The organism is Rhodococcus jostii RHA1 (assembly GCF_000014565.1).
Classification (GTDB): domain Bacteria; phylum Actinomycetota; class Actinomycetes; order Mycobacteriales; family Mycobacteriaceae; genus Rhodococcus_F; species Rhodococcus_F jostii_A.
Map to the genome: position 1 here is coordinate 1,367,664 of NC_008268.1, position 13,823 is coordinate 1,381,486.

At 68.4% G+C, this 13,823-nt stretch carries 12 protein-coding genes; 9 read left to right on the forward strand and 3 right to left on the reverse strand.

Annotated elements, in window-relative coordinates; genetic code table 11:
- Nucleotides 1-18 precede the first annotated feature (18 nt).
- From RHA1_RS06285 to RHA1_RS06295, 3 genes are all read right to left on the reverse strand, one after another.
- Nucleotides 19-1,479 (reverse strand): vWA domain-containing protein, encoded by a 1,461-nt coding sequence (locus RHA1_RS06285; RefSeq protein ID WP_011594365.1) that lies wholly within the window; start codon nt 1,477-1,479, stop codon nt 19-21.
- Nucleotides 1,480-1,489: 10 nt separating this feature from the next.
- Complete coding sequence (locus RHA1_RS06290; RefSeq protein ID WP_005261286.1) at nt 1,490-2,371, reverse strand: AAA family ATPase; 882 nt, start codon at nt 2,369-2,371, stop codon at nt 1,490-1,492.
- 64 nt (nt 2,372-2,435) lie between these two features.
- Nucleotides 2,436-3,716: a glutamate-5-semialdehyde dehydrogenase gene (locus RHA1_RS06295; protein WP_041811161.1), complete on the reverse strand. Its 1,281-nt coding sequence runs from the start codon at nt 3,714-3,716 to the stop codon at nt 2,436-2,438.
- A 90-nt stretch (nt 3,717-3,806) separates the two neighbouring features.
- Here RHA1_RS06295 and RHA1_RS06300 point away from each other — a divergent pair, with 90 nt between their 5' ends.
- The 9 genes from RHA1_RS06300 to RHA1_RS06340 all read left to right on the forward strand — a co-directional run bounded on the left by RHA1_RS06300 (nt 3,807) and on the right by RHA1_RS06340 (nt 13,821).
- Nucleotides 3,807-4,907: an NADH:flavin oxidoreductase/NADH oxidase gene (locus RHA1_RS06300; RefSeq protein ID WP_011594367.1), complete on the forward strand. Its 1,101-nt coding sequence runs from the start codon at nt 3,807-3,809 to the stop codon at nt 4,905-4,907.
- A gap of 243 nt (nt 4,908-5,150) precedes the next feature.
- Nucleotides 5,151-6,620 carry an MFS transporter gene (locus RHA1_RS06305; protein ID WP_011594368.1) on the forward strand — a complete coding sequence of 490 codons (1,470 nt, stop codon included), beginning with the start codon at nt 5,151-5,153 and terminating at the stop codon, nt 6,618-6,620.
- Nucleotides 6,621-6,629: 9 nt separating this feature from the next.
- Nucleotides 6,630-7,496: a ribokinase gene (locus tag RHA1_RS06310; RefSeq protein WP_011594369.1), complete on the forward strand. Its 867-nt coding sequence runs from the start codon at nt 6,630-6,632 to the stop codon at nt 7,494-7,496.
- 58 nt (nt 7,497-7,554) lie between these two features.
- The gene (locus RHA1_RS06315; RefSeq protein WP_011594370.1) at nt 7,555-9,654 is read left to right on the forward strand and encodes a RecQ family ATP-dependent DNA helicase; all 2,100 of its coding nucleotides are present in this window, start codon (nt 7,555-7,557) and stop codon (nt 9,652-9,654) included.
- 151 nt (nt 9,655-9,805) lie between these two features.
- Nucleotides 9,806-10,318, forward strand: coding sequence for a diaminobutyrate acetyltransferase (ectA, locus tag RHA1_RS06320; protein ID WP_009474013.1), 513 nt, complete (start codon nt 9,806-9,808; stop codon nt 10,316-10,318).
- A gap of 27 nt (nt 10,319-10,345) precedes the next feature.
- Complete coding sequence (gene ectB / locus RHA1_RS06325) at nt 10,346-11,608, forward strand: diaminobutyrate--2-oxoglutarate transaminase (protein WP_009474014.1); 1,263 nt, start codon at nt 10,346-10,348, stop codon at nt 11,606-11,608.
- A 19-nt stretch (nt 11,609-11,627) separates the two neighbouring features.
- Entirely contained in the window at nt 11,628-12,026 is a 399-nt protein-coding gene (locus tag RHA1_RS06330; protein WP_009474015.1) for an ectoine synthase, read from the forward strand.
- Nucleotides 12,027-12,036: 10 nt separating this feature from the next.
- Nucleotides 12,037-12,972: a D-isomer specific 2-hydroxyacid dehydrogenase family protein gene (locus RHA1_RS06335; RefSeq protein WP_011594371.1), complete on the forward strand. Its 936-nt coding sequence runs from the start codon at nt 12,037-12,039 to the stop codon at nt 12,970-12,972.
- 21 nt (nt 12,973-12,993) lie between these two features.
- A complete protein-coding gene (locus RHA1_RS06340) occupies nt 12,994-13,821 on the forward strand; it encodes an NAD-dependent protein deacetylase (RefSeq protein ID WP_011594372.1) in 828 nt (275 codons plus the stop codon).
- The last annotated feature ends 2 nt before the right edge of the window (nt 13,822-13,823 follow it).

The following is a 13,823-nucleotide window of genomic DNA, read 5'->3' on the forward strand; positions in this document are numbered from 1 at the left end:
AGTGACGAGCTTACGTGTTCACACCGGCAGCAACCCGGCGACCACCGACGCCAGCTGCTGAGCGGATCGGCATTCGTGCATGCTGATGACCTCGTTGTACACCTTCGCCGCCGAGTCGCCCGTTCCCCACTGGCCGCGGGGCTCCGGGTTGAGCCAGTGCGCGTGTTTCGCCACCGACACGAGACGGGCCAGGGCCTCCAGATTCGGATCGCGGTAGTTGTTGCGGCCGTCGCCGAGCACCAGCAGCGATGTCCGCGAGGTGATGCTCTGGGTGAACCGCTCGGCGAACACCCCGAACGCGTTGCCGTAGTCGGAGTGCCCGTCGTAGCCGACCAGGTCGGCTTCCCGGATCATCCGCGACATGGCGCTGCCGAGGTCGGCTCCCGCGTCGAAGAAGCGGGACACCTCGTCGGTGGTGTCGATGAACGCGAACACCCGCACCCGGGAGAACTGTTCGCGCAGCGCGTGGACGAGCAACAGGGTGAAGTGGCTGAAACCGGCGACCGAACCCGAGACGTCGCACATCACGACCAGTTCGGGGCGCGCCCGGCGGGGCTTGCGCTGGACGAGGTCGATGGGCACTCCGCCGGTGGACATCGACTTGCGCAGGGTCCGCCGCAGGTCGATCGAACCGGCGCGGTTGCGGCTGCGCCGCACGGCCAGGCGGCTGGCGAGCAGCCGGGCCAGCGGGGTGACGTTGCGTTTCAGTGCCGTCAGTTCGGCGTCGGACGCGCGGAGGAAGTCGACTTCCTCGGCCAGCCGGGGCACGCCGTACGACGCCACCCGCTCCTTGCCGAGGTTCTCGGCCGACCGTCGCCGCGTCTCCTTCTCGATCATCTTCCGGAAGTCGGCGATCCGCTGGGCGGCGGTGCGCTTGGCCACCTCGGATTCGTAGCTTTCCGTCGCCCGGGCGTCGCCGTCCTGCTGATTGCCCAGGAGTCCGTCGAGGATCTTCTTCAGCAGGGTTTCCGGCGCGACGTCCCGCAGCGCCTGGTACGCGGAGAACGACGGGCCGTTCGCCGACTGGTACTGGCCGAGTTCCTCGACCATCTGCGCGGTCAGGAGCTCGGTGAGCTCGATCGCCTCCGGCGACCCGTCGGTGAGGAGTTCGACGATCAGCTCGCGCAGCGCCTCGTAGTCGATCTCACCCTTCGCGTTCCGCGGCAGACTCGTGTCGATCGCCCCGTCCGCCCGGCTTCCGACCGCCGCCGGGAACCAGAGTTCGAACAACGCGTCGAACGTGGGCCGGTGGGTGGGCCGCCGCAGCAGCGCGCACGCAAGCCCCTCGCGCAGCGATTCGCGGTCGAGCAGATCGAGGACCGACATCACCTGGCCGGCGTCGACCGTCTCGGACGGTCCGACCGTGATGCCGCGCCGCCGCAACGCCTCGACGAAGTCGACGAGATGCCCCGGCAGCCCGTGCGGCGCCGCGGGACCGCCCGGCTTCGACCGGGACGCGAGTGGACCACCAGCAGCCATGGGGAGTCCTTCAGTTCAGTCGCAGCTCGGCAGCGGCCCGTAGCTGATCGGATTGGTGTTTGAGGACGACGCCCATCGTGGCGCGCACGGCGTCGTCGTCGAGGGTGTCGAGCCCGAGCGCCAGGAGGGTGCGACCCCAGTCGATGGTCTCGGCGACCGAGGGCAGCTTCTTCAGCTGCATCCCGCGCAGCACACGGATGGTCCTGACCAGCTGCTCGGCCACCGCCTCGGGCAGCTCCGGCACCCGGCTCGCCAGGATCCGCCGCTCGAGCTCGGCGTCGGGGAAGTCGAGATGCAGGAACAGGCAGCGGCGTTTGAGCGCCTCGGACAGTTCACGGGTGGCGTTCGAGGTGAGGACGACGAACGGCTTGCGCGTGGCCGTGATGGTGCCCAGTTCGGGGACGGTGACCGCGAAATCGCTGAGCACCTCGAGCAGGAGACCCTCGATCTCCACGTCGGCCTTGTCGGTCTCGTCGATCAGCAGCACCGTCGGGTCCTCGCGCCGGATCGCGGTCAGCAGCGGCCGCGACAGCAGGAACTCCTCCGAGAAGACGTCCGCCTTGGTGGAGTCCCAGCTGTGGTCGCTGCCCGCCTGAATGCGCAGAATCTGCTTCGCGTGGTTCCACTCGTACAGCGCGCGTGCCTCGTCGACGCCCTCGTAGCACTGCAACCGCACCAGCTCGGCGCCGGTGGTCTCGGCGACGGCGCGGGCGAGTTCGGTCTTGCCGACGCCGGCGGGACCCTCGATGAGCAGGGGTTTTCCGAGCCTGTCGGCGAGGAACACCGCGGTCGCGGTGCCCTTGTCGGACAGGTAACCGGTTTCGGCGAGCCGAGCGATGACGTCGTCGACGCTCGCGAAGAACGGCGTCGTGGTGGGCAGTGCGCGATCCACGCTCGCTCCTTTCAGAAGGGGTGACGGGCAGAGGGGGCTGAGGGAAAGGGGGTGGGCGAAACGTCTAGACGGGGCGGGTGTGCCCGTCACCCCAGACGATCCACTTGGTGGACGTCAGTTCGGGGAGCCCCATCGGGCCGCGCGCGTGCAGCTTCTGCGTGGAGATCCCGATCTCGGCGCCGAATCCGAACTGCTCACCGTCGGTGAAGGCGGTGGACGCGTTGACCATGACGGCGGCCGCGTCGACCCGGGCGGTGAACTCGCGGGCGGCCGCGAGGTCGGAGGTCACGATGGCCTCGGTGTGGCCGGTCCCGTAGCGGTCGATGTGCTCGACCGCGGCGTTCAGATCGTCGACCACCTTGAGCGCCACGTCCAGGGTGAGGTACTCCTCCGACCAGTCCGACTCGGTCGCGGGCACCAGACCCGGCAGATCCCCGTGGACCGTCACGCTGTGCGTCTGCAGGGCCTGCAGCAGCTTCGGCACCGCTGTCTCGGCGATCGCGGCGTCGATCAGCACCGTCTCGGCGGTGTTGCAGACACTCGGTCGCCGCGTCTTGGAGTTGAGCAGGATTCGTTCGGCCATCTCCAGGTCGGCGGCAGAGTGGACGTAGACGTGGCAGTTGCCGACGCCCGTCTCGATGGTCGGGACGGTCGCATCGCGCACCACGGCGCTGATCAGGCCTGCGCCGCCGCGGGGAATGACGACGTCCACCAGTCCGCGGGCCTGGATCAGGTGCGTCACGCTGGAGCGGTCGTCGCTCGGTAGCAACTGCACCGCGTCCTCCGGCAGCTGCTGCGCCGCCAGCGACGTCCGCAACGCCACGACCAGCGCCGCGTTCGACTTCGCCGCGGACGAGGAGCCGCGCAGCAGGGCCGCGTTGCCGGACTTGAGTGCCAGCCCGAACGCGTCGACGGTGACGTTGGGGCGGGCCTCGTACACCATCCCCACGACCCCGAGCGGTACCCGCAGCTGACGGAGTTCGAGACCGTTGGGGAGGGTCGAGCCGCGCACCACTTCACCGACCGGGTCGGGCAGACCGGCCACCTGGCGCAGCCCGGACGCGATCCCCTCGATGCGCTCCGGCGTCAGCCGCAGGCGGTCGAGCAGGGAGTCCTCGGTGCCCGACGCCCTGGCCGTCTCGATGTCGGCCGCGTTGGCGGCGAGGATGTCGGCGGAGGCGGCGAGCACGGCATCGGCTGCCGCATGCAGCGCTGCATCCTTCTGCGCGGTGGTGAGCAGCGCGAGGACCCGCGACGCGGTACGGGCGCGACGGGCCGCTGCGTGGACGGCTTCACGGGTGTCCACCGTGGCACCGGCCGACGAGGTGGAGGTCACTGCAGTCATGAAGACAGCCTATATACCGGGGCGCGGGAATGATTTCATCCCCCGGGCAGGTTGCGACTGGTCGAGACCATCAGAGGCAGGAGTGCTGTAGTGAGCGTGTTGTTCGAACCCATCACCTTCCGCGGAGTCACCGTCCCCAACCGGGTGTGGATGGCGCCGATGTGCCAGTACTCGGCCGACGTGACGGGCCGCGACGTGGGGGTGCCGGGCGACTGGCACCGGACGCACCTCGTGACGCGCGCCATCGGCGGTGCCGGGCTGATCCTCACCGAGGCGACGGCCGTCAGCCCGGAGGGCCGCATCAGCCCCGCCGACCTCGGCATCTGGAACGACACCCAGACCGAGGCCTTCGCGGAGATCAACGCCCAACTCGAGTACTTCGGCGCGGTCCCGGGCATCCAGCTCGGTCACGCCGGGCGCAAGGGCTCCGCGCACGTGCCGTGGCGCGGGGGCGGGAGCCTCGCCGGCGACGATCGGCTGTCCTGGCAGACGGTGGCACCGAGCGCGATCGGTTTCGGCGACCACACCCCGCCGGCCGCGGCGACGACCGACGACATCCGGAAGGTGGTCACCGATTTCGCGGCCGCCGCCGAGCGGGCGTCGCGGGCCGGTTTCAAGGTTGTGGAAATCCATGCGGCACACGGCTATCTGCTGCACCAGTTCCTGTCACCGGTCAGCAATCACCGCACCGACGAGTACGGCGGCAGCTTCACCGGCCGTGTTCGCCTGCTGCTCGAGGTCGTCGAGGCGGTACGCGGGGTGTGGCCGGCCGAGTTGCCCGTCTTCGTCCGGGTCTCGGCCACCGACTGGCTGTCCGAGGAGCCCGGCCTCGACGCGGACAGCTGGACGCCGGATCAGACGGTCTCCCTCGTGCAGGCCCTCGCCGACCTCGGCGTCGACCTGGTCGACGTCTCCAGCGGCGGCGTCGCCTCCGCCCGGATCCCGATCGGGCCCGGCTACCAGGTCCCGTTCGCCCGTCGCATCCAGAACGAGACCACGGTCCCGGCCGCCGCCGTCGGGCTCATCACCGAGCCGGAGCAGGCCGAGCGGATCGTGGAGTCGGGAGAAGCCGTCGCCGTGTTCCTCGGGCGCGAACTGCTGCGCGACCCGTACTGGCCACGAAAAGCCGCACTGGCATTGAATGCCCAGGTGACGCCGCAGATTCCGGCGCAGTACGCCCGGGCGTACTGAGGCTCGGGCCGACAAGCCCCCGCATCCTTTGCTACGGTAATCGCTCTTACAGCTGGTAGTCCCGCACCCCGGACGGTGGGGCGGGACCGAGCCACGAGCCAGAGCCGATCGGCGGGGGCCGCATCGCGCCGAAGGGCCGTGGGTTGCCGAACCCGATCAGCAATCGCCGTGCGGGCGACGAAAAGATGCGTGCGTCAGGTACGTGCCCCGCGCGGGTGATAACTGCGCTGGGGAGCGCACGACATGAATGCACCAGATCACTCGATCACGTCGGCCGAGGTGGCCGAATCACCTGATGTCACGGTCACCGACGAGGCCTCCGTCAAACGGGCCGTCAAGGCCACCATGCTCGGTAACGCCATGGAGTGGTTCGACTTCGGCGTCTACGCCTACCTCGCGACCACCATCGGCAAGGTGTTCTTTCCCGAGGCCAGTGGTACCGCACAGCTGCTGTCGACGTTCGCGATCTTCGCCGCGGCGTTCATCGTCCGTCCCCTCGGTGGACTGTTCTTCGGTCCGCTCGGTGACCGGATCGGTCGCAAGAAGGTGCTCGCCACCACGATCATCCTGATGGCGGGCAGCACGTTCGCCATCGGTCTGATCCCGAGTTACGGATCCATCGGGCTCGCGGCGCCGATTCTGCTGGTGCTGTTCCGGCTCGTGCAGGGGTTCTCGACGGGCGGCGAGTACGGCGGCGCCAGCACGTTCGTCGCCGAGTACGCGCCGGACAAGCGCCGCGGCTTCTTCTCGAGCTTCCTCGAATTCGGAACCCTCGCTGGGTATGTCGCGGCCGCGGGCCTGGTCACCGTCATCAGCACCGTGGTCAGCGCCGACGCTCTGGTGGACTGGGCGTGGCGAATTCCGTTCCTGCTCGCCGGTCCGCTGGGCCTGATCGGCCTCTACCTCCGGCTACGGCTCGAGGAGACGCCTGCGTTCCAGCAGATGGAACAGGCCGAAGAGCGCTCGCTCGCAGACGAATCCACGGGACGCAAACTGCGCGAGACCCTGGTGGAGAACTGGCGTCCGCTGGTGCTGTGCGTGATCCTGGTCGCCACGTACAACATCGCGCACTACGGTCTGCTCAGTTACATGCCGACGTACCTGTCGAACACGCTCGGCTACGACGAGTCGCATGGCCTCGTCCTCATGATCATCGTGATGCTCATCATGATGGTGTGCATCAGCTTCGTCGGAAAGCTGTCCGACCGGGTCGGTCGTAAACCGTTGCTGCTGGCCGGTTTCGTCGGATTCTTCGCACTGTCGCTGCCCGCGTACCTGCTGATCGGTGTCGGCCACTACTTCACCGTCTTCCTCGGCCTCGCGATGCTCGGCGGTCTCCTGCTGCTGTTCGTCGGCGTCTTCCCGTCCGTCCTTCCCGCGCTGTTCCCCACCGGAATCCGCTACGGCGGGCTCGCGATCGGATACAACCTCGCGGTGTCGATCTTCGGTGGCACCACACCCCTCGTCCTCACGGCGTTGCAGGATGCGACGGGCAGCGACCTCGTCGCGCCGATGTACATGATGGTCGCGGCCGTCATCGGCGGTATCGCGGTTCTGCTCATCTCCGAGACTGCCCGGAAGCCGCTGGAGGGTTCGCCGCCCGCCGTGGCCACGGACGCCGAGGCCCGCCGCATCCTGAAGCGTCTCCGCCGCACCAAGGGCGACGCATCCGCGACGCCCGCACAGGAGACGGCGGCCGCCGACGCGGGTTAGTCTCGGGATATGTCCGCTCCCAGGGTCGCCGTGGTCGGCAGCATCAACATGGACCTGCTCACGGCGACCGAGCGGTTGCCCGCGCCGGGAGAGACGATCCTGGGCACCGCCTTTGCCGCCACCCCCGGCGGCAAGGGCGCCAACCAGGCGATCGCCGCGGCGCGGGCCGGCGGCGACGTGACGTTCATCGGCGCCGTCGGCTCCGACGTGTTCGCTCTCGACCTGCGGCAGGCCCTCGTGGACGCCGAGGTCGACACGCGGTACCTGCGCGAAGTGGACGGGCCGAGCGGGATCGCGGCGATCACCGTCGACGCCGCCGGCGAGAACAGCATCGTGGTGGTTCCAGGTGCCAACAGCACCGTGGCAGACCTGACACCCACCGAACTCGCGGCCGTCGCGGATGCGGACGTCCTGCTCTGCCAACTCGAGATACCCCTGCGCACCGTGCTGGCCGCGGCGGCGCACGCCACGGCACACGGCACCGTCGTGATGTTGAATCCCTCACCGGCGCAGGCACTTCCGGACGAACTCGTCAAGCTGGTCGACGTGCTCCTCGTCAATCAGACCGAGGCTGCGCAACTCGGCGCCGAGGTCACCGGCGCCATCTCCCACGTCGTGACCACGCTGGGGTCGTCGGGCGCGGACTACGCGGGCAGCGACGGCACAACGCTCCACGCCGACTCCTCCGAGGTCGAGGTGGTCGACACGACCGGGGCGGGCGACGCGTTCGCCGGCGCACTGGCCGTCTCGTGGCGACGCGGGCCCGCGATCGCCGTCCCGTTCGCGTGCACGGCGGGCGCGCTCGCCACCACCCGCCGGGGCGCCTCCACCTCGTCGCCCACCCTTGCCGAGATCGAGGCGGCGCTGCCCGGCTGAGCGAGCTCCCGCGGTCGCCCGGATCCTGCGTGTCACCCGTGTCGTGCACCATGGGGGCATGACGACCGCCACCGAACCCGCACTCCGTGACGAGGCCGAACGGCTGCTCCGCGAGCTGGCAGGCGAGCACGCCACCCTCCGCGACGACCAGTGGACGGCGATCGAGGCGCTCGTGGTGGGCCGCAGACGGGCGCTGGTCGTCCAGCGGACGGGCTGGGGCAAGTCGGCGGTCTACTTCATCGCCGCGAAGCTCCTGCGGGCGCACGGGCACGGTCCCACGGTCATCGTGTCGCCGCTCTTGGCACTCATGCGGAACCAGGTGGCCTCCGCCGAGCGGGCGGGCGTGCGCGCCGCCACCATCAACTCGGGAAACGTCACCGAATGGGACGACATCCACGCCCGGGTCGCCGACAACGAGCTGGACGTTCTGCTGGTCAGCCCCGAGCGTCTCAACAATCCCGACTTCCGCGACCAGGTCCTCCCCTCCCTCGCCGCCGACGCGGGCCTCGTCGTGGTCGACGAGGCGCACTGCGTGTCGGACTGGGGTCACGACTTCCGCCCCGACTACCGGCGGATCCGCACTCTGATCGCCGAACTGGGCGAGGGCATCCCCGTGCTGGCCACCACGGCCACGGCGAACGACCGCGTCGTCTCCGACGTCTCCACGCAGCTCGGAGTGGGCGGCGCCGAAACTCTCGTCCTCCGCGGTGGCCTCGAACGGGAGTCGCTGCACCTGTCGGTCGTGCAGATTCCGGAGGCCACCGCCCGGGCGGCGTGGCTCGCCCAGAAGCTCGACAGCCTGCCCGGCTCGGGCATCATCTACGCACTCACCGTGTCGGCGGCGCGGGATCTGGCGAGCCTGCTGTCCGAGCAGGGCCACACGGTCGCCGCGTACACCGGGCAAACCGACGCCGCCGAGCGCGAGACCCTCGAGCAGGACCTGCTCGGCAACCGCGTCAAGGCCCTCGTCGCGACGTCCGCGCTCGGCATGGGGTTCGACAAGCCCGACCTGGGGTTCGTCGTGCACCTCGGTGCGCCCTCGTCCCCCATCTCCTATTACCAGCAGGTCGGGCGCGCGGGACGGTCCACAGACCGCGCCGAGGTCATCCTGCTGCCCGGATCCGAGGACAAGCAGATCTGGAGTTATTTCGCGTCCGTGGCGTTCCCCCGCGAGCACGTGGTGCGCCGGGTGATCGAGGTCCTCGACACCGACCGGCCGCAGTCCACGCAGGCGCTCGAGCCACTGGTGGAGCTGGGCCGCACCCGGCTGGAGATGGTGTTGAAGGTCCTCGACGTGGACGGTGCCGTCCGCCGGGTGCGCGGCGGCTGGGTGGGCACCGGGGAGCCCTGGACGTACGACGCCGACCGCTACGAGCGGCTCGAGCGCGCCCGCGAGTCCGAGCAGCAGGCGATGATCGACTACCAGCGGATCAGCACGTGCCGGATGGCGTTCCTGCGCGAGCAGCTCGACGACCCGGGTCTGGCGGCGGGAACCTCGGACTGCGGCCGGTGCGACAACTGCACCGGAGTGCGCCACGACGCGACCGTGGACGCCGAGGCGGTGCAACAGACCAGGACGCGTCTCGAGCGGCCAGGCGTGGACCTCGCGCCCCGCAAACAGTGGCCTACGGGCCTCGCGAAGCTCGGCGTGGCGCTGTCCGGGAAGATCACGGACGGCCCCGAACCGGGCCGCGTCCTGGGCCGGCTGTCCGACCTGGGCTGGGGTCAGCGGCTGCGTTCCCTGCTCGACGAACCGGACGGACCTGCGCCCGAGGCCGTCCTGAAGGCCTGCATCCAGGTGCTGGCCTCCTGGGACTGGGCCGAGCGGCCCACCGCCGTCATGGCGGTCGAGTCCGCCACCCATCCCCTTCTGTCGGCGTCGATCGCGGGGCAGCTCGCCGCTGTCGGACGACTCACCGACCTGGGAGTTCTGCGGCTGCGCCCGGAGCATCCGCCGGTGTCCGCGGCCAACTCCGCCTACCGGGTGGCCGGGCTGGTCGACGCCTGGGAGGCCCCTGACCTTCCTGCCGGCGCCGGACCGGTGTTGCTCGTCGACACCCTCACGGACACCGGCTGGACCCTCACGATGGCCGCCAGGACGCTCCGCGCGGCGGGTGCCGCGTCGGTCCTCCCTTTCGCGCTCGCGAGTCTCAAATAGGCGAAGTGTGTCGCTTGCGGTTCACCCAAAAGTTACATAATGTGATGAGCATCACTTTGCACGTCTCACCTGCAAGGCTCTGCCACCTGAACTGTCCAATTTCGCGAGGCACGTGAAATCGAAGGGGATGGTTGTTAGGTTCGAATTTCCAATGACGCCTGTTCAGAAGAGTGCCATCCCGACCACCGCGCCGGACGCGGTGTTGTTCAGAAGTCCAGAGATCACTGACGGAGTCCGGCTCTGGGAGATCGCCAGGAACACGGAAGTGCTCGATCTCAATTCGAGCTACGCATACCTGTTGTGGTGTAGAGATTTCAGCCGTTCGTCGGTCGTCGCAGTCGTCGACGAGCGCGTCGTGGGATTCGTATCGGGCTTCATCCGCCCCGAATCCCCAGCGACGCTGTTCGTCTGGCAAGTCGCCGTAGACGCAGACCAGCGCGGCAAGGGAATTGCAGGTCGCATGCTGAGCGCGCTGCTCGATCGACTCGCGCCCGAAGGGATTACCCATCTCGAAACGACGATCAGCCCCGACAACGAGGCCTCGATCGCGCTGTTCACAGCATTGGCGCGTCGCCGAGATACGGCGATCAACAAGCAAGAACTGTTCTCCCCTAACGATTTTCCCGATGGACACGAAGCCGAAGATCTGTACACGATCGGCTAAGAGCATGCCCCGGAGGAATGCAGCAACATGACTAACTTCGATACGAACATCTTCGACAACCTCGAATCCGAGGTTCGCAGCTACAGCCGCGGCTGGCCCGCCGTCTTCGAGTCGGCGTCCGGATCGTGGATCCGCGACGAGAACGGTCGCGACTACCTCGACTTCTTCGCCGGTGCCGGTTCGCTGAACTACGGCCACAACAACCCGGTACTGAAATCGGCGCTCGTCGACTACATCGTCAGCGACGGCATCACGCACGGTCTCGACATGTCGACCGTGGCCAAACGCGACCTGCTCCAGACGTTCCAGGACAAGATCCTGAAACCCCGGGGTCTCGACTACAAGGTCCAGTTCCCCGGACCCACCGGCACCAACACGGTAGAGGCCGCACTGAAACTGGCGCGCAAGGTGACGGGTCGTTCGTCGATCATCAACTTCACCAACGCTTTCCACGGAATGACGCTCGGTGCCCTGTCGGTCACCGGTAACTCGATGAAGCGCGCCGGCGCCGGAATCCCACTGGTGCACGCCACCCCGATGCCGTTCGACAACTACTTCGACGGAGTCACCGAGGACTTCCACTGGTTCCGCCGCGTGCTCGACGACTCGGGCAGTGGCCTGAACCGTCCGGCCGCCGTGATCGTCGAGACCGTGCAGGGTGAGGGCGGCGTCAATGTCGCCCGCGCCGAGTGGCTGCGCGCCCTCGCGGACCTGTGCGCCGAGCGCGAGATCCTGCTGATCGTCGATGACGTCCAGATGGGCTGCGGACGCACCGGGCCGTTCTTCTCCTTCGAGGTCGCCGGCATCACCCCGGACATCGTCTGCCTGTCGAAGTCGATCAGCGGCTACGGCCTCCCGATGGCGCTGACGCTGTTCAAGCGTGAGCTCGACGTGTGGGGCCCGGGCGAGCACAACGGCACGTTCCGCGGTAACAACCCGGCGTTCGTCACGTCGAAGGTGGCCCTCGACCACTACTGGTCCGACGACACCCTTCACAAGTCGACGCTGACCAAGGGCGAGAAAATTCACCAGGCATTCACCGATTTGGCGAACCAGTTCGACGGCTCCGTCTCCACCCGCGGTCGCGGCCTCGTCCAGGGTCTCGTGTTCGACGAGCCGGAGAACGCGGGCAAGGTCTGCAAACTCGCCTTCGACGAGGGCCTGCTCGCCGAGACGTCCGGACCGTCCGACGAGGTGGTCAAGCTCCTGCCGGCGCTCACCATCACCGACGAGGAACTGGACCACGGACTCGCCATTCTCGCCGACGCCACCGGCAAGGTTTGCAGCTAGAGAGAGGACTGACATTCACATGATCGTTCGCACCACCGCAGAAATCACCGACACCGACCGCGACATCACCAGCGAGGACGGAAACTGGCGCAGCAAGCGCATCATCCTCGGCGGCGACAAAGTGGGTTTCTCGTTCCACGAGACCACGATCAAAGCGGGCTCGGTCAACGAGTTCCACTACGCCAACCATGTCGAGGCCGTGTGGCTCGTCGAGGGAACCGGCAAGTTGATCGACCTCGACAACGACAAGGTCTACGAACTCGGCCCCGGTTCGATGTACCTGCTCAACGGTCACGAGCGTCACCGCGTCGAGCCCGAGACCGAAATGCGGATGCTGTGCGTGTTCAACCCGCCCGTCACCGGGCGTGAGGTCCACGACGAAAACGGTGTCTACCCGTTGGTCGAGGTTCCCGCGTAAGTTCGACCCCATGGCCGACGACGCTGCTGTTCCAGCTATAGCCATCGGACCCGCCCCGGACCCGCTCCTCGAGGATGCGGTGCGCCGGGGCGGTGCCCGTGTGGCACCCCTCGACTCCGCGGACGCCCTGGTCTGGACCACGGGCCCGATCGGGTTCCCGGACCCGCTTCCCGAGAACATCCGCTGGGTGCAGTTGAACTCCGCGGGTGTCGAGGAGTGGTTGGCCGCGAAGGTCATCAGACCCGACACCGCCGTGCTGTGGACGTCGGCGGCGGGCGCGTTCGCCGCCACCGTCGCCGAGCACGCCCTGACGCTGCTGCTGGCCGGGGTGCGGGCACTACCGGAGCACCTCGAGGCGAAGACCTGGCGGCAGCAGGAGTTCTATTCGAAGATCGGCACCCTGCGGGGCACCACGGTGGCCATCGTGGGTGCCGGCGGAATCGGCCGGGCGCTGATCCCGATGCTCGCGGGTGTCGGGGCCGACGTCATCGCGGTCAATCGCTCCGGCAGCCCGGTGCCGGGCGCGATCGAGACGCTCCCCACCACCCGCCTGGGCGAGGTGTGGGCGCGCGCGGACCACTTCGTGATCGGGGCTCCCGCCACCGACGCCACGCACCATCTGGTCGGGGCGGCGGAATTCGCGCAGATGAAGCCGACCGCGTGGGTGATCAACGTCGCGCGCGGCTCGCTCGTCCACACCAATGCACTGGTGAAAGCGCTGCGGGACAACACGATCGGCGGAGCGGGACTCGACGTCACCGATCCCGAGCCTCTTCCCGACGGCCACCCGCTGTGGGACCTTCCCAATGTGATCATCACCCCCCACGATTCCAACCCGCCGTCGGTGCGCCCCCCGGCGTTCGCCGAGCACGTGGCGCTGAACGTCACCCGCTTCGTCGCCGGTGAGAATCTCACCGCTCTGATCGATCCTGTCGTCGGGTACTGAGCCGGCGCTACCCTGGAGTGCGTGTTCGCCCGACTGATCGACGTACTCGGTGGCCGGCGCCTGTGTGTGATCACCGGCGCCGGCATCTCGACGGATTCCGGGATCCCCGATTACCGGGGTCCGGACTCGCCACCGCGCAATCCCATGACGTACCAGCAGTTCACCGGTGATCCCGATTTCCGCCGCCACTACTGGGCGCGGAACCACCTCGGCTGGCGGCACATGGACGCCGCCCGGCCCAACACCGGCCACCGCGCCCTGGCGGGGCTCGAGCGGGCGGGTGCCGTGAGTGGCGTCATCACCCAGAACGTCGACCTGCTGCACACCAAGGCCGGCAGTCGCCGGGTGATCGACCTGCACGGCACGTACGCCCAGGTCCGGTGCCTGACGTGCGGCGCCCTGATCTCGCGGGCCACGCTCGCCGACCGGCTCGAGCGCGCGAACCCGGGATTCGCCGAAACCGTTGCTGCCGCACAGGGAGTGGAGATCGCACCGGACGCCGACGCGGTGATCACCAGCACCGAGCATTTCCGGATGGTCGACTGCGAGGCGTGCGGCGGTCTACTCAAACCCGACATCGTGTACTTCGGCGAATCCGTTCCGAAACCGAGGGTCGCCGCCGCCTACGACGTGGTCGACGAGGCCGAGGCGCTCCTGGTGGCCGGCTCGTCGCTCACCGTCATGTCGGGACTGCGGTTCGTCCGGCACGCCGCCAAACGCGGAATCCCCATCGTCATCGTCAACAGGGGGACGACACGGGGCGACGAGTTCGCCACCCACACGCTCCACGCCGGCTGTTCGGAAGCTCTCACCGCACTGCTCGACGCGTCCTCCGCGCTGCCCGCGTGACC